Source organism: Paenibacillus sp. EZ-K15 (assembly GCF_002573715.1).
Lineage (GTDB): Bacteria > Bacillota > Bacilli > Paenibacillales > Paenibacillaceae > Paenibacillus_AQ.
The window spans coordinates 301,266-325,287 of the sequence record NZ_PDHM01000018.1 but is presented as its reverse complement, the minus strand read 5'-3'; the positions used below and the strand labels follow the sequence as shown (position 1 = coordinate 325,287).

General features: G+C 49.1%; 25 protein-coding genes and 1 riboswitch. Of the genes, 20 read left to right on the top strand and 5 right to left on the bottom strand.

The genetic code is table 11. The annotated features are described in order from the left end of the window. Window positions 1-20 precede the first annotated feature (20 nt). Window positions 21-1,553, bottom strand: coding sequence for a spore germination protein (locus CRG97_RS21800; RefSeq protein WP_098747274.1), 1,533 nt, complete (start codon window positions 1,551-1,553; stop codon window positions 21-23). 367 nt (window positions 1,554-1,920) lie between these two features. Between CRG97_RS21800 and CRG97_RS21790 the strand changes: the two genes are divergently transcribed. The 18 genes from CRG97_RS21790 (at window position 1,921) to CRG97_RS21705 (ending at window position 18,800) form a co-directional block, all read left to right on the top strand. Continuing rightward, complete coding sequence (locus CRG97_RS21790; protein ID WP_098747259.1) at window positions 1,921-3,003, top strand: Gfo/Idh/MocA family protein; 1,083 nt, start codon at window positions 1,921-1,923, stop codon at window positions 3,001-3,003. Between the two features lie 28 nt (window positions 3,004-3,031). Beyond that, a complete protein-coding gene (locus CRG97_RS21785) occupies window positions 3,032-3,943 on the top strand; it encodes a xylose isomerase (RefSeq protein ID WP_098747257.1) in 912 nt (303 codons plus the stop codon). 100 nt (window positions 3,944-4,043) lie between these two features. Next, the gene (locus tag CRG97_RS21780; protein WP_098747255.1) at window positions 4,044-4,835 is read left to right on the top strand and encodes a lipid II flippase Amj family protein; all 792 of its coding nucleotides are present in this window, start codon (window positions 4,044-4,046) and stop codon (window positions 4,833-4,835) included. A 48-nt stretch (window positions 4,836-4,883) separates the two neighbouring features. Next, entirely contained in the window at window positions 4,884-5,177 is a 294-nt protein-coding gene (locus CRG97_RS21775) for a hypothetical protein (RefSeq protein ID WP_098747253.1), read from the top strand. 371 nt (window positions 5,178-5,548) lie between these two features. Continuing rightward, window positions 5,549-6,247, top strand: coding sequence for a FadR/GntR family transcriptional regulator (locus tag CRG97_RS21770; RefSeq protein ID WP_098747251.1), 699 nt, complete (start codon window positions 5,549-5,551; stop codon window positions 6,245-6,247). A gap of 90 nt (window positions 6,248-6,337) precedes the next feature. Further along, a complete protein-coding gene (locus tag CRG97_RS21765) occupies window positions 6,338-7,687 on the top strand; it encodes an acyclic terpene utilization AtuA family protein (protein WP_237566525.1) in 1,350 nt (449 codons plus the stop codon). A gap of 13 nt (window positions 7,688-7,700) precedes the next feature. After that, window positions 7,701-8,027, top strand: a complete 327-nt coding sequence (locus CRG97_RS21760) for a DUF4387 domain-containing protein (protein ID WP_098747246.1) — start codon at window positions 7,701-7,703, stop codon at window positions 8,025-8,027. Between the two features lie 3 nt (window positions 8,028-8,030). Then, on the top strand, window positions 8,031-8,924 hold the full coding sequence (locus tag CRG97_RS21755; RefSeq protein ID WP_098747244.1) for an ABC transporter permease: 894 nt from the start codon (window positions 8,031-8,033) through the stop codon (window positions 8,922-8,924). A gap of 14 nt (window positions 8,925-8,938) precedes the next feature. Then, window positions 8,939-9,811 (top strand): carbohydrate ABC transporter permease, encoded by an 873-nt coding sequence (locus CRG97_RS21750; protein ID WP_098747235.1) that lies wholly within the window; start codon window positions 8,939-8,941, stop codon window positions 9,809-9,811. 63 nt (window positions 9,812-9,874) lie between these two features. Next, on the top strand, window positions 9,875-11,368 hold the full coding sequence (locus CRG97_RS21745; RefSeq protein ID WP_098747234.1) for an extracellular solute-binding protein: 1,494 nt from the start codon (window positions 9,875-9,877) through the stop codon (window positions 11,366-11,368). Between the two features lie 13 nt (window positions 11,369-11,381). Then, on the top strand, window positions 11,382-12,536 hold the full coding sequence (locus CRG97_RS21740) for an ADP-ribosylglycohydrolase family protein (RefSeq protein WP_098747233.1): 1,155 nt from the start codon (window positions 11,382-11,384) through the stop codon (window positions 12,534-12,536). Window positions 12,537-12,583: 47 nt separating this feature from the next. Then, window positions 12,584-14,704, top strand: a complete 2,121-nt coding sequence (locus tag CRG97_RS21735) for an ADP-ribosylglycohydrolase family protein (protein WP_098747231.1) — start codon at window positions 12,584-12,586, stop codon at window positions 14,702-14,704. A 20-nt stretch (window positions 14,705-14,724) separates the two neighbouring features. After that, entirely contained in the window at window positions 14,725-15,636 is a 912-nt protein-coding gene (rbsK, locus tag CRG97_RS21730; protein WP_098747230.1) for a ribokinase, read from the top strand. Between the two features lie 186 nt (window positions 15,637-15,822). Beyond that, entirely contained in the window at window positions 15,823-16,008 is a 186-nt protein-coding gene (locus CRG97_RS21725) for a hypothetical protein (RefSeq protein ID WP_074961828.1), read from the top strand. Between the two features lie 410 nt (window positions 16,009-16,418). Continuing rightward, complete coding sequence (locus CRG97_RS21720; RefSeq protein WP_098747441.1) at window positions 16,419-16,967, top strand: nucleotidyltransferase family protein; 549 nt, start codon at window positions 16,419-16,421, stop codon at window positions 16,965-16,967. A gap of 101 nt (window positions 16,968-17,068) precedes the next feature. Further along, window positions 17,069-17,776, top strand: coding sequence for a class I SAM-dependent methyltransferase (locus CRG97_RS21715; RefSeq protein WP_098747228.1), 708 nt, complete (start codon window positions 17,069-17,071; stop codon window positions 17,774-17,776). Window positions 17,777-17,778: 2 nt separating this feature from the next. Continuing rightward, the gene (locus CRG97_RS21710) at window positions 17,779-18,243 is read left to right on the top strand and encodes an NUDIX hydrolase (protein WP_098747226.1); all 465 of its coding nucleotides are present in this window, start codon (window positions 17,779-17,781) and stop codon (window positions 18,241-18,243) included. Continuing rightward, window positions 18,240-18,800 carry a histidine phosphatase family protein gene (locus tag CRG97_RS21705; protein WP_098747224.1) on the top strand — a complete coding sequence of 187 codons (561 nt, stop codon included), beginning with the start codon at window positions 18,240-18,242 and terminating at the stop codon, window positions 18,798-18,800. The genes CRG97_RS21710 and CRG97_RS21705 overlap by 4 nt, the downstream gene beginning before the upstream one ends. Before the next feature lie 206 nt (window positions 18,801-19,006). On the opposite strand, the gene CRG97_RS21700 is transcribed toward CRG97_RS21705, so the two are convergent. Together CRG97_RS21700 and CRG97_RS21695 are read right to left on the bottom strand one after the other, a co-directional pair. After that, window positions 19,007-20,257 (bottom strand): methyl-accepting chemotaxis protein, encoded by a 1,251-nt coding sequence (locus CRG97_RS21700; protein WP_098747222.1) that lies wholly within the window; start codon window positions 20,255-20,257, stop codon window positions 19,007-19,009. Between the two features lie 184 nt (window positions 20,258-20,441). Continuing rightward, window positions 20,442-21,164: a class I SAM-dependent methyltransferase gene (locus CRG97_RS21695; RefSeq protein ID WP_098747221.1), complete on the bottom strand. Its 723-nt coding sequence runs from the start codon at window positions 21,162-21,164 to the stop codon at window positions 20,442-20,444. Window positions 21,165-21,307: 143 nt separating this feature from the next. On the opposite strand from CRG97_RS21695, the gene CRG97_RS21690 reads away from it, so the two are divergent. Continuing rightward, window positions 21,308-22,006 carry a nucleotidyltransferase domain-containing protein gene (locus tag CRG97_RS21690; RefSeq protein ID WP_098747220.1) on the top strand — a complete coding sequence of 233 codons (699 nt, stop codon included), beginning with the start codon at window positions 21,308-21,310 and terminating at the stop codon, window positions 22,004-22,006. A 117-nt stretch (window positions 22,007-22,123) separates the two neighbouring features. Then, the gene (locus tag CRG97_RS21685) at window positions 22,124-22,222 is read left to right on the top strand and encodes a sporulation protein YjcZ (RefSeq protein ID WP_076325078.1); all 99 of its coding nucleotides are present in this window, start codon (window positions 22,124-22,126) and stop codon (window positions 22,220-22,222) included. 71 nt (window positions 22,223-22,293) lie between these two features. On the opposite strand, the gene CRG97_RS21680 is transcribed toward CRG97_RS21685, so the two are convergent. Both CRG97_RS21680 and CRG97_RS21675 read right to left on the bottom strand, forming a co-directional pair. After that, window positions 22,294-22,899, bottom strand: coding sequence for a YkoF family thiamine/hydroxymethylpyrimidine-binding protein (locus CRG97_RS21680; protein WP_098747219.1), 606 nt, complete (start codon window positions 22,897-22,899; stop codon window positions 22,294-22,296). An 84-nt stretch (window positions 22,900-22,983) separates the two neighbouring features. Further along, window positions 22,984-23,086, bottom strand: a riboswitch (TPP riboswitch). Window positions 23,087-23,267: 181 nt separating this feature from the next. Continuing rightward, the gene (locus CRG97_RS21675) at window positions 23,268-23,870 is read right to left on the bottom strand and encodes a nitroreductase family protein (protein WP_098747218.1); all 603 of its coding nucleotides are present in this window, start codon (window positions 23,868-23,870) and stop codon (window positions 23,268-23,270) included. Window positions 23,871-24,022: the final 152 nt, after the last annotated feature.

Here is a 24,022-nt window from a genome sequence, read left to right as displayed (position 1 = left end):
CCTTTCATAGAGAGCTATCTTTAGCGGATGGAATCTTTCTTATGTATCGCCTTCCGAAGGCGTTTCATCTTCAAAAGTGGCATACGAATCATAAAGTCTTTCCAATCACTGGCTCGATAAGGAACGATCGGAGTGATAAAGGGAACACCAAAACTCTTCAACCTCACTAAATGGCTGCAAAGGAAAAGGAAAAACAGAACGACGCCGTATAATCCAAACACAGCAGCGAAAAACATGGCTACAAAACGAAGCATGCGAAACGTAATTCCAGCGCTGTATTGAGGGACCGTAAAGGAGGAAATGGCAGTTAACGCCACCACGATCACCAAAATCGGACTGACTATCCCCGCTTGTACGGCGGCTTCCCCAATGACCAATCCGCCGACGATACCCATGGCCGGACCAATGGGTTTAGGCAATCGCAGCCCACCCTCCCGCAGAATCTCGATCGCTATTTCCATGATCAGTGCTTCGATTATTGCGGGAAACGGAACACCTTCTCTCGTACCCATGATAGACAAGGCAAGTTTGGTTGGGATCATTCCCTGGTGAAACGACACAAACGAAATATACAAGGAGGGTCCAAAAAGCGATATAAGGGCCGCGAAATAACGCAATAGGCGGATGAGAAAACTCGGTAACCAACGATCATAATAGTCCTCTGGTGTGTGCAGCATCATACTAAGTGAAACCGGAACGATCAATGCGAAAGGCGTCCCATCTAACAAGATTGCAACTCGTCCTTCCATCAAGGCACTGTAAACGCGGTCCGGACGCTCCGTATTCTGTACTTGTGTAAAAGGACTGAGGTAATTATCCTCGATCAGCTGCTCTACATAGCCTGATTCCGGTACATCATCTATCTTTATTTTTTTGATTCTTTCCTGGACCTCTTCCACCAAAGCAGGGTCAGCCATATCTTTGATATAGGCGATGACAAGTTCTTTTTTTGAACGTTCTCCTACTTGAAACTTGATGATGGATAAGTTGCTGTTATCACCATGCTGTCGTAAAAGGGCAGTATTATCACTTAACGATTCTGTGAATCCTAACCGCGGGCCTCGAACCAATGGTTCCGATGACGGTTCTTCATTATTGCGCGATTTCCCTTTGGTTGTACCGAGAATGAGTACATTCTGCACGCCATCTACTAACAGTGCAGTCGAACCTGTCAATATCTTGGACACCAAATCATGAACATGATGGGCTTCTGTTACTTCACTAATGGTAAGAACTTGATTTTTAATAAACTCTTTAGAAACGGCCCCTTGCACAAAAGATGGATCCTGATTATTTTTTTCGCAGAAGTTCACCATAAGAGATTTCATGATGTGTTTGTCGATGAGTTCTTTATCCGACAGTCCATCTACGAAAATGAGGGCCGCACAAATGCCTGTGCCTCCTATATGAAACTCCCTAAAGTGCACATCCGAGTTATGGCCGATTTCTTTCCTTACCAGTTCAAGATCCAAGGTGAAATTCCCCGTAAAATGCTCTAATGAGGCTGGAGCAGAACTCAATGTTTTGCTTTTTTCATTCTCATGTTGTTTCATTGTTGATACCCGCCATTTCCTCAGTCTTCCTTTGAGTTATGAATCCATTTAAAAAACCTTGAGATCATATACGGAATCAGAAATGCGATGAAACCCTGCATGAAAACCTTCCAATCCGGAAGGTAGGAAAGCACCATTTTCCACATGTTGATCCCCCTGCTAAGTCAACATTAGCGTCGTTTAAACATAAGCCTCTATAGTTCCATTATGATCTAAGCAACAACCGTTTAAACTTAAAGCATCGACGATACAGGAGTACATTAGATCATTGAAAAGTTTGGCTTGGCCAAAGTCGCTGGGTACGGGGGAGGGAAATAATGTTAAAATAACATCAGGCGGGTAGCTTGATGTTAGGAGGTTTCATAAGATGAAGACATTGTCAGTAGGAATCATAGGGACCGGATTTGGCGGTACCGTTCATGCTCCCATTCTTCAGCTGCACCCGGGGATTGAGGTGAAATCCATTGCTAGTGTCCATCGACAACGTACGGAGGACCACTTGTGGAATGGAATTCCGTATTACAGGAATTGGCGTGACATGCTGGAGAGTGAGCCGTTGGATCTGGTATCGATCGTATCGGCACCCGTCCATCATTATGAAATGACGATGCTCGCCCTGCAGTCCAGCCGCCATGTCCTGACGGAGAAGCCTCTGGGCATGAATACGGAGCAAACGTTACAAATGCTGAGAGAGTCGGAACGGCTGGACCGACATGCTTTCGTTAATTTTCAATGGAGATGGACGCCGATTCGGCAACGAATAAAACACATGCTGCAAGGTAAAGAGCTGGGAGACATTCAGCATATCAAATATACAGGGAGCTTCCCCGGATACTCCGTACTGGCTAATTCTTACCGGGGATGGGAAGCGCGCCGCGAGGATGGCGGTGGATTCCTGTTTGCGATCGGTTCGCATATGGTAGATTCACTCCTATGGTGGATGGACGAAGAGATTACGGAAGTGTACGGTGACCTGAGAACTCAGATCCCGGCCTATAACGGAGATGCAGGGCTTGAGTTCAGGGACGCTGAGGATGCCTTTACCTTTTCGGGGCGTTTTAAGGGAGGAGCCTCTGTCCTTGCGGATGTATTTTTTCCGGGAATCCGCGGAGCGGGCTGGACGTTGGAGATCTACGGGACGAAGGGAACGCTGGTAATGCGAGATGACCATACCCTCGAATGCAGCTTTGGCGGGGCGTTTGAATCTATCCCGATTGATCCGGTTGACCCTCCGGCTAACCTGGAGGCCCCGGCAGTGCACTATTATAACGGCTTCTATCAGATGATAGATGGCATGTACCACAGCATAATTGCAAATAAACCAACGTTGAATATGCCGAATTTCGTGGACGGCCACAAGGTACAAGCTGTTCTGGATGCGATTCGTCTTTCGTCCGTTACGCACAGCCGAGTCAGCGTTGATTATGGATCCATGATTCGGCATGGCTAATTGGAAAGTCATAGGAGGCGGCAAAGGCATGATTTCGAGGCGTTTACAGGTAGGGATGTGGGATCACTTTACGGAAGATCGATGGGATGAGCTTGCTGACAAGCATATCAGCGGGATGGAAATATGCAGCTTTCTGAATCGGGAGGCATTATTGCAGGTCAGCGATTTTTGCTGCAGCCAGCGGATCGCTTTCGGTGTGCATGCCCCGATTCTCGGCGACGCTGGATTTCGATTGCCTCAAGTTAATGCACCGGAGTCCGAGGTCTTTCAGGAAGCACTTGAACAAATCTCGGCCGAAGTTCAGATAGCATCCAGTGTGGGCGCAGATTATATGCTGTTCCATTATCCATTCTATCCGGTCTTTCAGGAGCCCTTTACCCCGTATCCGAGACTTCCCGGTCCCGCACATCGTTATAGTTACAACCAATTGAGCAAAACAAAATTCCGGGAAATTTCCAAGCGGTTATTTGAGTTCCTCTGTGAGCTGCAGCTCCGTTACAGGCAGCGCATTGTGCTGGAGCATGATTTTTTTGGTGATTACGAGGATGTGTTTGTGGATAGCTTTCACGCTTATCCTGAAATCGGGTTTGTGCTGGATACAGCCAGGCTTGATATTACCCGCAGGGCCTTTCACGGGTTTGACCCGTATCATTTTCTCGATCGGATGGCATCCCAGGTATACTTGGTCCATTACAGTAACGTATTTTATGATGAGGACCAATTCACGCATCATCTGCCTGTCCTGCCAGAGCAGGATCATGATGTGAATTATGGAGATGCCCACGCCTATTTGCGGTATCTTGCAGATCGCAATTCACGATTTCATGTAACGTTTGAACACAAAGCCAGTCTTATCACTCAACAGCAGCTGCATCAGATATATAGCCGGACGGCGTTGACGCTGGAAGAGCAGGGAGGGCACGTACTAATTCGATCGTAAATCGGATAGATATAAAGAGTGGGCTAGAGCTTGCAGACTCCATTGGCGACAATACAGGGTACGGCGTTTGAACTGAACATCAGGTGGGGAGGAGCCCTCTATGATACAGAGCTTGATCGTTGTGTTTGTACTGACGATGATTATTCATACGGCGGAAACCTTATCATACTCCGCAAGATATGCCGGGGTGAAGCTAAACAAGATTGCTGTTGCATTATCGTTGACGGGGATCATTGTGCTGGTTTCCCGAACGTCCAACTTAGTTCAAGCCCCGCTGACGGCCAAGTTTGTTGATTATGCGAAGGTGGATCCTTCGTTTGACGTGCTTTCCTATTTCAGGGCGATTTTGTTGGCCGCCTCGATCGGAACGATTGTTGCAATCGCGTTATTTCCCACCTTCGTTAATCTGTTCAGCAGAGTCATCAGCAAGCTGGAGGTCGCCGGATCGATCCCGAAGCTGGTATCCAGTGTGACTATTGGACAGCTCAAGAACACAAGGCATTACATAAGAAAGCCCAACTTGAAATGGAGTCAGTTTCGTTACTTAGGAGTACCTAAACGGTTTATTATACTGAATATTGTGGTCACCGCTTTTTACACAGTAGGTGTCCTGTCATCCCTGTACGCAGCCCATCTCGTTCCCCAGTACAGCACCACGGCATCCCAAGCATCCGGACTGATTAACGGAATTGCAACGATTATTTTAACGATATTTATCGATCCCCAGCTTGGTTTGATTACCGACAAGGCGACCCGGAACGAGGAAGCGAGGGACCAGCTTGGCAAAGTGTATACGATGCTGATGGTTTCAAGGTTTTTTGGGACCATGCTGGCACAACTCGTGATCATTCCGGCCGCTTATGTGATCAGTGAGATTGTGAAGTGGATATAAGGACTATGGTTGTGGTTAGAAAGTCAGAAGGAGAGAGGAAGAATTGTAATGACTCGTAAACGTGTAGTTATGGAATCCGTGCTGTTTGCTTCAGCGATATACATAGGCTACTTTGTATTTATGATCTTGCAAGGCATGGTGCTAACACAGAGACATGTGCGGGATCTGGATTTGACCAGGCAATATGAACGGGCGGAATCCCTCCAGGCTCAGGTAACTTTTGGCATGATCGAGCGGAATAGCGAATGGCTTACCGTGGCTGCAATTGGAGGTTTTATTCTGTTGGGCAGCTTATATGGATGTGTCAGATGGATGTTGGCAAAACGAAGACCGCAATCCTAACATTGGATTTTCTAGAGAGCACGAGCCCTGTCATGGATTCTTGTCCAAGGCCAGGGTTATTTGCCTTGAAATTTATAGTCGATGTTGGATCAATAATATTACCATATATTAGAATAAATCCATACTCAACGGTGTAGATAATGGGATAATTTGATTAATAAGATGATGCGAAAAATGAGGAACATCCGAAGTAATTGGGTCACCCAATTACCCGGTATATGTCTTCAATCAGGCAATAAATATCTTCATAACGATGATGTAAGCGCTATTTTTATGCTTGACAGCCTTTTACGATGCGTTTATGCTAAACATGCGGTTAATTGGATCACCCAATTATCGTTTGCGCAAGTAGGGATAGAGAGGGTAGTCATATGACCATTAAGAAGATTAAATATCATCGGGTATACGAGGATGTTATCGAACAGATCAAGAATCTGATTCTGGAAGGAAATCTGGCTCCGGGTGACGTACTTCCGACTGAACGGGACTTGGCCCAATCGTTTGGCATTAGCCGCGGGACATTGCGGGAAGCATTCCGCATTCTGGAGCGCGAAGGACTGATTGAAGCCAGACCCGGCGGCGGGCGCTTCCTGAGTAAGGCACTGGATGTTGCCGAGGATCGCAGCCGTATCCTGGATAATATCGAACGCGCGACCATCATTGAGTTGTTAGAGGCACGTGAATTGTTCGAGACGGGAATCGTGGAGCTGGCGGCCAAGCGTGCAACCGATGAGGATATCGCCGAGATTGAGGCAGCTTTCGCAACGTGGGGGGAGATCGATCAGAATGCGGAGGATCGCTCGAAGCCGGATCAGGCGTTTCACCTGTCAATTGCCAAAGCCACACATAACGTTGTTCTCGTCAATATGATTGAATTGCATATGGATTTGCTTCAGCGGACGCTGAGCAAAACAGCCCAGATTCCGGGTCGCAAAAGTGAGGTCTACGAAGAACATTTACTTATTTTGCAAGCTATTAAAGAACGCGATCCGGTAAAAGCAAAGCTGGCTTTGCTGAACCATCTCAGCAGGGTTAAAGAAAACATACAGAAAAACTACATTCATGTTTAAGAGGGGAGAAACGCACCCCTTTTAGCACAAATTGGATAATCCAATTATCCAATGGTCATGGGTGAATATTTTGGTAAAGAGGGACTGCAGATGAATACAGACATTCGAATTCTATCCCCCTGCGGCATGCTGGGATACGGATTTCCTGAACAATCCTTCATGAACGGACTGGAGTTCGAGCTGCACGGCATCGTTGTTGATGCGGGCTCAACGGATGGGGGACCGCATAAGCTTGGCGCAGGTGTATCGATCGTCAGCAAGCGGGCGGTTAAGAAAGACCTGGATATGATGCTCACGAACGGTTTGCCCCGAAAAATTCCGATCATCATCGGCTCGGCCGGCGGCTCGGGCGCACGGACCCATGTGAATTGGACACTCGACATCATTGATGAAATTTTGGATGAGCGGGGACTTCAGGCCAAGGTGTCCGTCATATGGGCCGACTTCACCCGGGAGGAAATCCATCAGGCGAAGGAAGAAGGGCGGATTAAGGCATTAAGTCCGAATATTCCGCCACTCACCAGTGAGTTGATTGACTCCACCAACAGCATCGTTGCCCAGATGGGACATGAACCCATTGTGGAAGCGCTTCAACAGGGCGTGGACATCATCGTCTGCGGCCGGGCGTATGATCCTTCGCCTTTCGCGGCGATCGGGATCTACCACGGCAAGGACCCGGGGCTATCCTATCATCTGGGCAAAATATTGGAATGCGGCGCATTGTGCGCGGAACCGGGAACAACCAAAGACAGCATTCTTGGCACGATCAGCGACGATTCGTTTACCGTTCAGTCGCTTAACCCGGACCGGACGTGCAGCCCGACCAGCGTTGCGGCACATACCTTTTATGAGAAGGAACATCCTTATATTCTGCATGGTCCCGGATTTACGCTGGACTTGGAGAATTGCCGCTTCGAGGAAGAGGAGAAAGGCGTCGTTCGCGTAACCGGCAGCCGGTTCCTTCCGGCAGAGAAATATTTCATTAAGCTGGAAGGTGCTAGACGCGTCGCTTATCGGACCTTCGTGGTGGCGGGGATCCGGGATCCGATCCTGATCGGGAAGCTGGAAGAGGTTGAGGAGTATGTTCGCAATCAGGCACGGGAATATTACCAGGAAATTCCGGAATCGGATTATCAGATTCAATTTTACAACTACGGCAAGAACGGTGTTCTCGGAAGCAAGGAGCCTGAGTCGTTCGTCGGACACGAGGTCGGCGTTATGTTCGAAGTGGTGGCCAAGACGCAGGAGTTAGCAAACAGCATCTGCGCCACGGTGCGTTCCACCTTCCTGCATTATGGATACGAAGGCCGTAAATCAACGGCAGGCAATCTGGCTTTTCCATTCGCGCCAAGCGATATCGAGTTCGGTCCTGTCTATGAATTCTCCGTCTACCATCTGATGGAAATGAACAATAATGCTTTTCGGATAGAGCATCGATAAGGAGGATCAAACCATGACTCAACTCGGCGATTTGGCGAAGGTGCTGCGAAGTAAAAACTCAGGCCCCTTCGAAATTACTTTAGACGTGTTGTTTGATTCCAAAGAGCAATATGACAAAGTGAAACAGTCCGGCATCATTACAAAACGGACGATATGTGAGCTGTATAAGCTGCGGGAGGAGCAGATTCATCACCTGGTATTTTTCGACCAGGCGCTGGGTTTCAAAATCACGATGTCGCGGGATATATCGTCCGGCAGCGTCGGCGACCGCGACGTGTACGGAGCCCAGCAGCATGCTCCCCTCATGAAATTATCCATTGAACATCTGGAGGAGGGGTAAGCCATGAGGGTGTTGAGACGCTTAAGGCAGGATTGGGTACTGTACGCAATGCTGTCGCTGCCTCTGCTCTACTTTTTTATCTTTCACATCATTCCGCTATACGGCATGAAGCTTGCCTTTCAGGATTACCGGATTCTGGGGGATCATGTATGGGTGGGGTGGAAGCACTTTAAGACGCTATTCAGCTCGCCCGCTTTCACAAGCGTACTGCAGAATACCATCATCATCAGTTTGATGAAAATCGTATTCGTATTCCCGATTCCAATCATGTTATCACTGCTTATTAATGAAGTTCGAAGCTCGAAATACCGCAAATACGTGCAATCCGTTGTTTATTTACCGCATTTTCTATCCTGGGTCGTTATTGCCGGGATCTGGATCAGCCTCTTGAATCCTGCCGAAGGCGGAGTCAATCTGATTGCGAATTTCTTTCAACTGCCGTCCGTTGATTACATGACCAGCAAAGAGCATATTCGTTGGGTGCTTGTATTTTCCGAAATCTGGCGAAGCGCCGGCTGGGACTCCATCATTTATCTGGCAGCCATCATGAAGATCAGCCCAGGATTGTATGAAGCAGCCAAGATTGACGGGGCGACCCGCCTGCAGCAGATGAGGTTCATTACGCTTCCTCATTTATACAGCACAGTTGTAACCGTCTTCATTCTGAATCTGGGCTTCTTCATGAATGCTGGTTTCGATCAGGTGTTTAACTTTATGAACGATTCCATCATCAGTGTGGTGGATATTCTGGACACATATGTATACCGAATCGGTATCGGGAACGGACAGTTTGCTTATGCAACCGCAGCGAGTTTGTTCAAGGGCGTGATCGGTATCATTCTCATCCTGGGCACGCATTTCATATCGAAGCGCTTCTCGGGCAAGGGCGTCTGGTAAAGGAGGGATTTACGATGAGACGACTGGAAGTTTCGAAAATCGTCATTTATCTCATGTTGTTTGTGTTTACGCTCATGGTATTGGTTCCTCTCCTGAATCTGCTGGCGCTATCCTTAACCGATCCCGGCAAAGCCCACTTGATGGGCGGACTGGACATTTTTCCGAAGGGATTCTCAACGATCAATTACCAACTGTTATTGTCCAATCCCTTGATTACGGGCAGTATTCTGAACTCGGTATGGATTACCGTAGCGGGTACATTCCTGAATCTGCTGCTAACCTCCATGGCGGCGTACGTGCTGGCCAGAACCGAATTTATCGGTAAAAAGGTTGTGTTGTTCTTTCTGATCGTCATTATGGTGTTTGAGCCGGGCATGATTCCCGAATACCTGCTGGTAAAGGATCTCGGACTGATGAATACGCTAACTTCACTGATCCTGTATAAAGCGATTAACGTGTACTATCTCTTTATCCTCATGCGGTTCATTCAGGACATTCCGGAGGAGATTCTGGAGGCATCCCGAATCGACGGCGCAGGCCATTTCCGCTTGTACAGCCGGATCATATTGCCGCTGTCCAAACCGGGGCTGGCGACATTGGGTTTGTTCTACGGGGTATATCACTGGAATGAATATTTCAGAGCCACGCTCTACATTTCAGACCCGACCAAATGGCCGCTGCAGGTTGTACTCAGACAATTTGTTGTCCGTAAGGACAATACGTCCCTGATCGGCAACCAGAACATGTTTGACAGCTCCATCAATTTTGATTTCGCTTCCCTGCAGGCAGGTACGATCATGATTGCGATTGTACCGCTGTTATTCCTATATCCGTTCATTTTGAAATATTACGCCAAAGGCGAACTGGAAGGCGGAGTCAAGGATTAAGCCGGGAAGGCAGCACACTTAAGGCATGAATGTTCAAATTCAAAAAAGGGGAGAAAGATGAACATGAAAAAATTAAGCCTGTTATTAGTCGTTGCCATGCTGGTTATGGTCATGTCGGCATGTACATCGAATTCGAAGACTCCGGGAGCGGGTCAGGCCGAACCCGGGACCGCGCAGCCTGATGGAAGTGGTGATCCGGTTACGCTGAAGATCGTGTACAAGGATGAAGGAACGGCGAACCCTGTTTCCGTTAAATTCTTCGAGACCTTGGAGAAATCCCTGGCTGAAGACGAAGGATTGAACGTGAAATTCGAGCTAGTGGATCTCGCACAAGGCAGTTATGCCGAGAACCTGAATCTGCTGCTGCTGGGCGGAACCATTCCGGATATCATCTACTTCCAGGGCGGAGACCAGCAAATTGCCGATCAAGGTCTGCTGGAGGATCTGACGCCTTACATTGAAAAATCGACTTACATTAAAGATATCATTGAGCCGCACAACCAAACGCGGATGGCAAGCTATCCGTATCTGCTGTGGATCAAGCCGCTCGCACCTAAAACTCCGGTCATCCGGGCCGACTGGTTTAATGCCATGGAGAGCTCCAAGGCCTTGATGGAGAATCCGACCGTCGACAATTATTATGCTTTCTTCAAGGAACTGGTGGAGAAGAAGCCGGGTGAAGGCAAGCCGAGTTACGCGCTGACGGCTGCAGGCGATATTGCCGAGATCAACTTCATTTTCAATACGGCTTTCGGTTTGGATACGACTTGGCTCAAGAAGGAAGACGGTACTTATGAGTACTCCAAGGTTTCCCAAAAGGAAAAAGAAAAGCTGACGTTCTACAACAAGCTCTACAAGGAAGGGCTGCTGGACCCGCAATTCATTACAAAGCAATGGGATACCAAGGAAGATGCCTTCTATAAAGGGGAAGCTGCCGTTATTACGGGCACAGCCGGCAAAATCATCGATTTGTATGACGGAAGAATGCAGGAACTCGGCGGAGATGATGCAAATCTAATCGTGCTGCCGCCTGCCAAGGGTGAAGCCCAAGGCTTCGGGGCAACCGACGTGACGAAGGAATCCAGAGGACTTGCGATCTCTTCGCAGTCACCGCATAAGGACGTAGCGTTCAAGGTCTTCGATTACCTTGCAAGTCCGAAGGGGCAAATGCTGGACCGCCTCGGCTTTGAAGACGAGCATTACAAGGTGGTTGACGGCGAGATCGAGTTGAACGAGAAATACTATAGCGAATGGTATGCGCGTTTCTGGGAGCCGACCGAGATCAAATCCGAAACACCATTGAAAACACCGCTATTGGGTGAGCCGGGAACCGAATCGTTGAAAATGGCTACCGATTTCTACACGGAAGACAACAACTTTATCATTCCTGAGCAATTCATTGCGAACTGGGATGCGATGAACAATCTGTACAAGGAATATTCCACGGACTTTATTACAGGCAAGATGGACTTGTCACAGTTTGATCAATTCGTTGAGGCCTGGAATGCTGCAGGCGGAGCAGAGATAACGAAATACGCTAACGAAAACATCAAGTAAGGAGCTTATAACTATGACTTCGTTTCGTGACCGGGTGAGGGGCGTGGTGATATCCACCGCGCTCGGAGACGCAATGGGAGCTCCAATCGAGAAATTGACGTACGGGGAGATCAAGTCCAAATACGGACGCGTGGAATCCCTGATGACAAGATGGCATAAGATGGATCTGCCCGCCGACGTCCGGCTTGGCCGGGTAAGAGGCGATGGCATTGTCACGGATGATACGTTGATGACCATTGCGCTCATGAACGTGTATCTTACCGAGGGCAGGCATCTGGATGCCTATGATATGGGCAATGAATTCGTGAAGGAGATTGCGTTCCGCAAGACGTTTGTCCCTGAGCTGAATGAGGAAACATTGATTATTGACCGATTGTTCTATCCGGAAAAATATATCTTTATGCGTCATGTGCTGGCCAATTGCGATCCGAGAGAAGGCGGCATCGGGAATATGGTGAACTGCGGGGCGGCGATGTATATCGCCCCGATCGGGATCGTGAATGCCGGCAACCCCAAGGCGGCCTATGATGAGGCCATCCTGTTTGCGATGGGTCATCAGAGCAGCTACGGTCTGGAAGCCGCAGGCGTTCTGGCTGCTTGCGTGGCGAAAGCCTTTGAGCCAGGGGTGAGTGTGGACGATATTGTCCGCACCGCGATCAGCCTGGCAAAAGACGGCACGAAAGCAGCCATTCAGGAGCTGACGCAAGCTGCTTATGATCTGCGGCAGGAGCGGGATGACATGGACAAAGTGATCGAGGTGTTTCAGGCGATCATGCTCAAGTATTCGCCGATGGGTGATGACGTGAGCCGTCATATCGACAAGGTTGGCATCCTAAGCAATCATTATACACCGAGCCGTCTATGGTCGATTGAAGAGCTGCCGATGGCATTAGCGTTTATCGTTCTCAACGACGGCGATTACTATCGTTCGATTCTGGACGGGGTTAACTCCGGGCGTGACACAGACTCGATCGGCGTTATGGCCGGGGTCATCCTGGGCGCCGTGTATGGCTGTGAGGTTATACGCAAGGAAGATATCGAGCAGCTGAATAAGGTAAACCGCTTGGACCTGTGTGCCATCGCGGACCGATTCAGCGGCATTGCCGCGCAGATCATTGAGGATGATCTGCGGATCAACGAGAACCGAAAGCAAATTATTAATCGTTAGCTTTTTCATGCGCAAATATATGGTTTCAAGGCAAGGAGGGAGAGCAAATGATACCTGAACATTATCTGGAGACGGTATATGCAGGATTCATCGGTATGAACATTGGCATCAGACTCGGTGCCCCCATCGAACCGGTTGCTTGGACTTACGAACGCATTCGGGATGTGTACGGCGATATACGGGATTACGTGAAGCCGTACAAAACCTTTGCCGCCGACGATGACGCGAACGGACCGGTATTCTTTATTCGCGCACTGTATGACGATGCGACGGACCGCGAGCTTGAGCCGGAGGATGTTGGCAAGGCATGGCTCAACTACGCAAGGGAAGGGATCGGCATGTTTTGGTGGGGCGGCGAGGATATCAGTACGGAGCACCGTGCTTATGTTAATCTGCGCAAAGGCATTTCAGCCCCGCGCTCCGGTTCGATTGAGGTCAACGGCACGGAGATGGCGGAGCAGATCGGCGGCCAGATCTTCATCGATTCCTGGGGACTGCTGTTCCCGGGCCAGGCGGAGAAAGCGGCGGATTATGCGGAAAAAGCCGCCAGTGTCTCGCACGACGGCAACGGGCTGTACGGCGCCCGCTTCATGGCTGCTTGCATAGCTAAAGCCTTTGATGCTTCATCCATGGATGAGATTATCGCGGAAGGACTTCGCATGATTCCGGATGACTCCACCTATGCGCGCGTGGTGCATGCGGTCATGGACTTCCACCGGGAGAAACCATCCGATTTCCGCGCTTGCCGTCAATACTTGGAGGATCACTGGGGATACGATAAATATACGGGCGTCTGCCACATTATCCCGAATGCAGGCGTCTGCGTGCTTGCCCTTCTGTATGGTGAGGGGGATTTTGCGCGCACGGTCGAGATCGCATCGATGTGTGGCTGGGACACCGATTGCAACGCAGGAAACGTGGGCTCGATCCTTGGCGTTTACGGAGGCCTGGCGGGGATTCCGGATCATTATCGCAAGCCGATCAATGACTTCATCGTGGCTTCCAGTGTATCCGGTTATTTGAATCTGGTGGATTTTCCGACATTCGCCAAAGAGCTTGCCCTGCTTGGCTATCGCCTCAATGGAGAGAAGGCACCCGAAGCGTTGGTGTCGCGGGTGAAGCAAGGCGAGGTGTATTTCGATTTCGATCTGCCGGGGTCCACGCACGGCTTTCGGACAAGCAACTCGTTCAAGACGCCTGTCTTGCGCCATTCAACCAAGAATACGTATGATGGCAGAGGATCATTGGAAGTGGTCTTTGACCGACTGGTAGAAGGCGACAGCAGCAAAATCTACCATAAACCGTTCTATCGCCGGGCGGAGTTTAACGATGAGAAATATAAGCCGACCTTTGCCCCTCTGGCCAATAGCGGGCAGACCGTATCCGCCCAAATTTATGTGGATCAGTGGGAAGGCGAACCGGTAACCTTGACTCCGTATGTGCGCAATACTTATACGCAGGAGGAAGTACGTTTGGCAACGTATACTCCGGTTGGCGGGGAATGGAACCCGGTTGAATTCGTCATTCCGGATACCGAAGGCGCCATGATTGATGAGATCGGCTGGATACTCGAGAGCCCGTCGCCGCTCTTGAACCGCGCTATCGGTAGTTTGTTCGTCGGGCAATTCCGCATCACGGGAGCGGCGGATTATACGATCGATTTTGCCAAGCAGGCCACAGAGTTCGCTTCTGTTACTCCATTTTCTCATCATCGAGGAAACTGGGAGCTGCGTGACGGAGCACTGCATTGTATATCTGAAGGAGATACTTCATCCTTTTCCGGCAATTACTATGCAGGAGATATGGAGATTGAAGCGACGATTAGACCAATATCAGGCACCAGCCATTGTCTGATTACAAGGGCGCAAGGGGTCATGCAGCATTATCTGGCCGGGTTCGACGGTCCGAATTCCGTATCGTTTATCAAACAGGACTTCGGGATCAAGCGTCTGATTACGGCAAGATACGATTGGGAATGGGGGAAAGAATACCGCTTGAAGCTGGTGTCCGAAAAGGATCGGTTCATCTTGTATATTAATGGAGACAATGTGCTAGAATGCAAGGAAACCGCCTATGGTCATGGCATGTTCGGCTTTGGCTGCTTGGAGGATGGCGAGAATGAGATCAAGGATGTTCGCGTCCGTACATCAGAGCCGAAGCCGGTTTAAGAGAAGGGAGCAGGTTATCTTTGCGCAAGCTAGTTGTCATTGGAAGCATTAATATGGATGTTGTGAGTAATGTAGAGCAGTTTCCCCGGCCGGGAGAAACGATTCATAGCAGGGGCACATCTTTTTTTCCTGGGGGTAAAGGAGCGAATCAAGCTGTGGCTGCAGCCTCAGCAGGTGCGGATTGTGTCATGGTCGGCGCGGTTGGTCTTGATCCTTTTGGGAATACCCTGGTTGCTTCCTTGGAGGAGCGCGGAGTTGGCGTTACATCCGTCCTCTCCAAGACAGGCACCTCGGGGATGGCGATCATCACGGTCAACGAGGCGGGCGAGAATTATATCGTGTTGTCGGAAGGAGCCAATGGGCGGTTGACCGAAGAAGATGTTGCGACTGAGGTGAAGTGGGATGGAGTATATGCTGTACTGCTGCAGAATGAAATTCCGTGGCAGACGACGCAGTATGTTATCCAATCGGCCAACAAGGCAGGTGTCCGCGTCTGGTTGAATCCGGCGCCTGCGCGAAAGATCCCTCATGATGTGTTGCCGCTGATCGATACCTTGATTGTGAACGAGACGGAAGCCGAAGTGGTAAGCGGCTTAAAGGTGGAGGACACTGCTTCAGCAGATTTGGCTGCAGCGTCGATTACCGGCAGAGGCACCTCCAACGTAATCATTACCCTTGGCGAGCAAGGCTGCTTCTATGGGAATGCACAAGGTGAGCGTTTCACCGTTCCGGCTTTCCGCGTCAGACCCGTGGATACCACGGCGGCAGGAGATACCTTCATCGGTGCTTATGCGGCAGCTTGCACGGAGGGACTGGAAACGGAAGAAGCACTTCAGTTTGCAACTGCAGCGGCTGCATTGACGGTGACCCGGCCAGGCGCGCAAGTCTCCATACCGTCCAAGGAAGAGATTCTGGCTTTTATAAATAAGTAATATTTCGAATGTGCGACGGAGGTGTCCATGACGGCGATCCATCATCTATTCCAGATCTGATGAGGTTGCAATGGTGGTGAGCCATATTATGTGAGATCTAAATGGAGCTGCCCGACATGTTCTGCCGAACCCTTTCATATATGTAAGAGTGATAATAATGAATCTATGAAATGGGGTATCTGACGAATGGCAAAACAAAAAAGAGGCAAATCCTTGTGGAACCTACCAACTCGCGCGCGCGGTACATGTCCGGTGTGCAAGAGTACCCGAACGAAATTGTTGTATCCCCGAACCAAATCGGACGGGACTGCCCTGAAAGTGTGCAAGCGCTGCGACGGCGCTTCGCAGGAGCGGGTGGACGCGGCTGTGTAGCTAGCACCACTGGTCTTGATTGTTCGGCAGTGGGATTATTTCGTGCATGGCTGTCCGAGATCCGGCTTATAAGCTCCCTCACAGGAGCATACGCAGGTCAATCTGGCTCAAGTTGTAGCTGTAAGGGCGCATGCTCAGATTTCTGTCCAACATGCAGCTCGGGTATCACCCGCTGCGTCCCATAATCCCTGCTTTCTCTTGCCGTTCAGGGATTATCTGGAATATAATAATTATATCTATGAGTGTGCATAGACCGTTTCCTTCTCTTCGTGAAGCGGTCTATGCTTTTTTACACGAATACAGGATTTTAGGGTACGCTCTTATTCAAGTTGCACTAACTAATATAAGAACTTGTTGAAGTTGAATGGTAAGAGGGCAGAGAAGAATTCAAGTCATTGGCGGTGGATGGTATGTTAGAGAAGCGGTTAAAGGAGTACATAAGCCAGCATCAGCAATTGATGACGGATTTGGTCATCGTTCGCGACTTAGGGCTGCCGCAATGCTATATTGCTGCAGGCTACATCCGAAATTATGTGTGGGACTTGCTTCATGGGTTAGAAGGGACGGATCGGCATACGGATATCGATGTTGTGTATTTCGATCCGGAAGATGTGTCTGAAGCGCGGGATATTCGATTGGAAGAGCTTCTAAGAACAACAACGGGGAACCCGAAATGGTCGGTCAAGAATCAGGCCAGAATGCATGTGAAGAATGGAGATGAGTCCTATCACTCGACCCATGATGCGTTAGCTCATTGGACGGAGACGGCTACCGCGGTCGGGGCAAGGCTGAACGCCGAAGGAGAGCTTGAGCTCTGCTGTCCTTACGGACTGGAGGATTTATTTGCGCTTCGGGTTCGCAGATGCCCTAACTTTCATAAGCGACGCTATTATTTGGAACGGGTAGGAAAGAAGCAATGGAAGGGTCAGTGGCCGCAGCTAACGATAAGCGAAGATTAGAAAAAGGTATCCTAGCAGGAGTTGCAGTGAGCAAGGAAATGGGCTTGTCCGTATGGAATTTGTAGGGAGGCCTTATAACGGCCAGAACAAGGGGATATAGCATGGACATATTCAACCGCGCACGTGATAAGGAAATATCGTATCACGAGACATTGTACAAAGAAGCCGTACTGTTTCAACCTGGGAGCTGGTTAGCCAAGCCCGTTCAGACGGTCCTGGATCATTTGGAATTATTACCGTTTCGTGAGATGCGGGTACTGGATCTAGGCTGTGGCGTCGGGCGTAACAGCATCCCGGTTGCGCAGCGGATCCAAGCGGTGAACGGGAAGGTCATCTGCGTGGATCTGCTGCCATCGGCAGTTGACAAGCTGCGGCAGTATGCCGCATTGCATGGCGTAAGCTCAAATCTTGAGGCACTTGTGGCAGACGTAGAGCACTATGAAATTGCCGAGGATACTTATCATTACGTCATCGCATGCTCATGTCTGGAGCATATGAGCTCCGAGGAAGCCTTTGTATCCAAGATCAAACAGATGCAGGCTGGAACCGTGGAGCAGGGCGTACATTGCATATTGATGAGCACCGAGGTGAAGGAAATCGATCAGGAAACGGGCTTGGAGGAGGGAGGCTTAATCGAGTTGAATCTATCCGCCGACAAAGCCTTTTCCATCCTTGATGAGCTGTATTCGGAATGGGAGATCTTAACGAGGCGGCAGGTGCAGCAGGATATTCAGGAAGTGAAGGATGGGAGAGACGTACTTTTCCGAAGTCAATGGATTACCTTCACTGCAAGAAAAGGAGGGTGTTGACCGTGGTGAAACATACGCATCTCGGTGTTTATGGATTACTGATTCAGCATGATCATATCCTGTTGATCCAGAAAGCGAGAGGACCGCACAAGGGGAAGTGGGATTTACCGGGCGGCTCCATTGAGTTCGGAGAAGAGCCGGAGCATACGCTGCAGCGCGAATTTTTAGAGGAAACCGGGCTTTCTCCAATTAAGGGGAGCATTCGGACGGCTGTATCTTACACGATCGTATATCAGTATGAGGCGAATCAGATGGAAGAGCTGCATCACATCGGTATCATGTATGATGTCGAGCTGCTGGATCTTCAAGCTGTTATCAAAACGGACGGTGACGGCCAAGACTCATTAGGAGCCAAATGGATTCCCTTGGAGTCATTGGGGGTGTTACCGTTAACACCATTTGTAGAGATGATGATGGAGCCCGTATTAAAGGGTGAGGCTCATAAAGAAGCAGAGGTCGAAGGATGACGACTATCTATTTTGTGAGACATGCAAAATCTCCTTTTATCGATGGGAAGGAAAGGACGCGGGGATTGTCCGCGGAGGGTTCCCTCGCTGCGGTTCGAGTCAAGGAATTGCTCCTGGGTGAAGGGATTGACGCTATTACTTCAAGCCCTTATCAGCGAGCCAAGGACACGGTCCAACCATTGGCGGATGCTTTAGGACTCCCGATTGCGGAGCAAGAGGACTTAAGGGAACGGAAGGTCGGAGATTTTCAGGGGCATTCCTTCCTCGATGCCAAAAAGATACTGTTTCAGGATCCAACTACGTCCTTCCCCGGAGGGGAATCCAGCAAAACCGCACAAAGCCGAGCAGTCCAGGTGCTAGAGGAAATCTTGAATGCGCATATAGGAAAGCGTGTCGTGATTGGCACGCACGGCGACATTATGACACTTATGCTGCAGCATTATGATCAACGGTTCGATTACCTTTTCTGGCAAGGAACGACGCTGCCGGATATATACCGAGTCGAGTTTGAAGAAGGGCGGCTTGTGAATATCGCGCGGTTATGGAGCGAGCAATAATGCAGGTGTACTTGACATGATACAAAAGGGAGCTATCCCATCCCATATGAAGGGTTTGCTCACATGGACGGTTCGTAGATCGAAAAAATGTGTCAATGAAGAAATGGCTGTGCCCAGGATGGTATCCTTGCACAGCCATTTTTTGCATTTTTGGTTCGTTTCCGCTTCGAAAGCAGTAGACATGATGTATGTAGGCTGTACCCTACTTAAAATTTGAAAATGTTGATCGTTTTTTGCAGCCGGAAGACGGCATTATTCATCGCTTCTGCTTCCTCGGCCATCTTCTGGATCGATGAGATGCCCTCATTCATGGATGCCGACACCTGCTCCGTTCCTGCGGCGGATTGCTGCGTAATCGCCGATATATTCTGAATTGCGGAAGAAATGCTCTTCGCACTTTCCAGCATGGATTCGCTCTCCTTGGAGAAAGCGGCGATCTGTTCCGAAATATACTGCACACTGTTTACAATCTCCATGAACACCAGCTCAGCTTCACGGATCATTTCGGTTTGCTGCCTGACGACCTCTTCATTAATTTTTATGTTCTGAGTTGCATGTTTGACGTCCGATTCAATGCTCCGTACGAGATTGAATACTTCTCTTGTCGATGATGTGGATTCCTCAGCCAATTTACGCACCTCTTGGGCGACAACGGCAAAGCCAGCGCCATGCTCGCCTGCCCTTGCCGCTTCAATGGATGCGTTCAAGGATAACAAGTTGGTCTGATCGGCCAGTTCCGAGATCGTCTCCGTGATCTGCGTAATTCCTCTGGCGCTTTTAGCCAGCGCATCAATGGATTCCGAGACCTTGGCTGTTGCGTCAATATTACGCTGCATCCCTGCAGACTGCTTGGCAACGGAGTCCCTTCCTTGCTCAACCAGTCCCAGCGTTTCGATCGAACGGGTATTCATTTCCTGGGTTGAATGCGTATAATTGCTGACCTTCTCTTCGATCTCACCGATGGAATGCGTCATTTCGGCTACGTCTTCCGATATTTCGTTCGCGCCGACGGCCAGCTCATTGGAAGATAAGGAGACTTGATTCATCACTTGAATGAGCTCCTGGTTTTTAATCGAGATGTTGGAGCTTGACGACATGACCTGGCGGGTGATATCCGAGGTTTCCTGCAATATTTTTCGAAGCTTGTCCACCATGCTGTTGAACGTTCGGCTGAGATCGTTCATGCCCCCAACCTCTTCTACCTGGAAGGTGAAGTCGCCTTTGGCGATTTTGGCGGAAACGCTGGAGATCTCCGCAAAGGAATTGGTAAGCGTTTTCTCAATAAGACGAGAAAGAGGAAAAGTAAGACCGGTTAGTGCTACGACGATGACCACGCCAATGATTGCTTTACCCATTAGAATAAATGCAAGCAGCATTGGAACCGCAAACAAAGCGGCAATGAGAAAACAGGCTGCGGTAATTTTTCGCGAGATAGGGAGTCTGTTGAACCATGCCATAAGAATGAGTCCTCCTCAACAACATAGGATATATTTACCATGATTATAGCATCGACAGGCAAAACTAGATATAACGAATTGACAAAAAGTGTTGGATTAGGTCGAAAGAACTGAAATTGAGAAGGGAGAGGGGAGACGCAGCAAATATGCGAATCCCCACTTGATGCACAGATATGAAGTAGTTTTATTTTACAGCTCGGAATAAGGCGGAAGCGAGATAATCGGTATTATCCAGGATCATGCGGTCATGCTTGAACAGCGTTTCCCAGAGCGCCACATCGAACAGGAGTCCTTTATCGCGCTGTTCAAATGTATCCAGATGACGTGTTTGTTCTTCCTTTAACTGCTCATTGAAGTGGTTGTACTCCAGAATTTCTTCCTGTTTAAACCCGCAAACCAAGAGGGAGTCGGCCCATTCTTCCCTCATCATGAGATTAGGAATTCCGAAGAATTCGAGCAGTTCCTGAAGTTTTGCCTCAGGCATGGGTTTATCAAGCAGCAATTCTCTGTCCTGCAGGACGCCTCCATGATCCAGAACGCGGTAATATTCGGGCAGTGATTTCGCAGTATCCGTAAATACGGTAACGGACTCGGCCATGATTAGGTCGAATTGGTTGTCCTCGAAAGGCAATGCGCATACATCCGCTTGTTGGAACTGCACGTCGATTTCCATCGCTTCGGCTCTTGCACGGGCTTTTTTGATCATATTTTCGTTCAGGTCAATGGCCGTTACTTGATACCCCATCTCCGAAAGATGGCATGCGGTTCTGCCCGTTCCACACCCGACCTCCAGAATGCGGCTGCCCGGTTGAATGGGATAATTCTTCAGCATTCGGAGAGTTGCCTCGAATCCTCCCGGGTGGGCACTGCCCATACCTAATTTGGAGAGCATATGAATATAGTTCATCTCATCTATCCCTTCTTCCTTGTCATCAACATGAGGGTAATCGTTTATTTACCATATGATTCAAGTACGTTTAGGGTTTTAGCTGAATTAGATATTTTGAGCCCTTTTTTCGGGAGGATCAGAATCATAATGGAGGAAACGTCATGAGGATGGAACCGGTAGAGGCAGCGGAACGCATCATTCAACACGATTATCCCGACTGTTTGCTTGCTGTGCTTGGCGGCAGCGCGAGCAGAGGCGAATATAATGAACAATCCGATTTGGACATCATAGTCATTGAACGGGACGGTTATGATTTCAGCAGGAAGACGATAGAGGCACATGAGTGGATCGCGGAAATATTTATATTGTCTTTATTCTCCTATCGCGAATATTTCGACGAGGGAGTGAGCGCGGCGAATCCTTCATTGCAGCGGATGGTCGTAGAAGGGGCGGTGCTGCGCGCGCTGCCTGAGGGGGAAGAGGTGCGGGCGGAAGCCCGAAGCGACTTGAATTACGGCCCCATGCCCTTGACGCTAACCGACATTGACGAATACCGTTATATGCTAACCGAGTACATGCTGGATTTGATGAGTCCCCGAAGGGATGGCGAAAAATGGTTTACGGTGCACAAAATAGCGGCGATTCTCTGTGATTTTGTACTTAGGGTGAACCGGGAGTGGACGGGTGAAGGGAAAACACTGTTCCGTCTGTTCAACCGCTATGACTCGATCTTGGGAGAACGATTGGAAGCAGCGCTCGCGGCGATGTATCGCCAGGATGATCCTTCAGTTCTTATGGCATTCACCGAGGAAATGCTCCATCCGTACGGAGGCAAGCTTCTCATCGGTTATGAGGAATAGAATTTCCTTGCCAATATAAAAAGAGGGGTACATTAGCCGTGACACTAGCACGAGACGGGAAATACTATAATAGTGTGATTACATCACGTCATTCTTTAAATCCAGGAGGGGATCTTCATGAGCGGAGTATATGGCGGCGGTGGATGGAACAATTCAGTAGGAATTATTTTGGTTCTCTTTATCCTGCTCGTAATTATCTTGAGTGCTTGGGTTTAAACTGTCAAGATTCTTGGCAGTAGTGACAGGAAGCCCGGCGCTTGCCGGGCTTTTGTCTGCCTCAATAGAACTCAATTCGATGCGGCTTTGACCGAAGGGCTGTGTGCGGACACAACCGCAGTCATGACCAAATGGCTGCTGTCGGATTGAATCGCATGTAAAAACGCCTCTTCAAGCGATCCAAACACCTGGGCCAGTGACCCATCCAATCGGCTGGCGTAATGAACGCTTCCGGCGAATGTCCCGGCTGCCTTCGCACGATTAACTTCACCGTAGATGACATCCATGTAGTTATCGGTACCCATGGGGTAAAGAGCGAATTGGCAGGCAGTCTCAATATCGGCATGTTCCCCGATGTCGTTGTTTAAAAGGGTCGAATCCTCAGTCATAAATACATCGGCGTCCGTATCTCCGGGGCAACCGATGGAATAAGTACCATTAAAAACGGTATGCACACCACTCGCTGCAGCATAGGCGAATATCGCCCTTGTAACATCAAAGACATGCTCTGCACGTCCACGAATACAGGTGCTCACATCATCTGTCTGAATCCATACCTTCCCCGTATCCACGGAATGTAGTGCGCCCATGATGACCTTCACAAACCGGTCCGTCATGGGAAATACCGAGAATCGGCATCCGACGATCCGACTGGTTCCGCATACAAGCTCATTCATTGTTATTTCCTCCCCATGATATAAGTCCACGCAAAAAAACCGCACCCCATGAAGAAAGTGCAGTTATGCCTACGAAAAGAAATAAACATAAATGCTACACTTCCCCACGCTAGTATGACCTAGATCGGGTGTTAAGGGTTAACGGCAAGCCGCCGTCTCTCAGCACATGGCACCCCTAGTACAGCCAACATCCTATGTAGTTGGTTATCGCAAGTTTGCCCGGAGCTTCTGTTATCTTAGAAGTTCGAGGGTTCTTACCTGACTAATTGTATCGCTTAGTGATCGGTTTTTCAATCTTTGCCCATTATAAAAAGACCACCTATCCAAGTTGCTGGAACTTAGGGAGGCGGCCTTTTTCATCTATATAATTAGTTGTATACTTTTACGCGATCTTCAAGCGGTGCAAATTCTTTCTCGCCTGGTTCAGCAACCGGCTTACCGAAAGGCATTTGAGCAAGCAGCTTCCAGCTTTCCGGGATGTTCCATTCGGATTTTACTTTTTCGTCGATCAGCGGGTTGTAGTGCTGCAGGGATGCACCCAGACCTTCTGCTTCAAGGGATGTCCATACTACAAATTGCAGCATGCCGTTGGATTGGTTGGACCAAATCGGGAAGTTGTCGGCATAAGCGGCAAAGTTTTGTTGCAGCCCGGCAATGACGTTGTTGTCCTCGAAGAACAATACCGTACCGTAACCTGCGCGGAATGCGCCCATTTTGTCGGCAGTGGATTTGAATGCTTCTTCATCGCCAACGACTTCCTTCAGGATGCCTTCCGTGATGTTCCACAGTTTATCGTGCTGTTCGCCAAGCAATACAACGACGCGTGCACTTTGGGAGTTGAAAGAAGACGGGGTATACTTAACTGCTTCGTTTACGATTTCCTGAATACGCTCGTCCGAGATAACGGATTCTTTGCTAATCCCGTAATAAGAACGGCGACTTTTGAGTGCAGTTGAAAAATCTTTAGACATTGAAAAAAAACCTCCTGGTGTAATCGAATTTGCATACGCCTGATAAGAAGATGTCCTTTACTTCAAGCAAATATGCATTTTGCTTATTTAGCAATATTTTTAATTATCATTCCATATTAACTTACGTTTAGTTAGGAATAATATTTATGTTA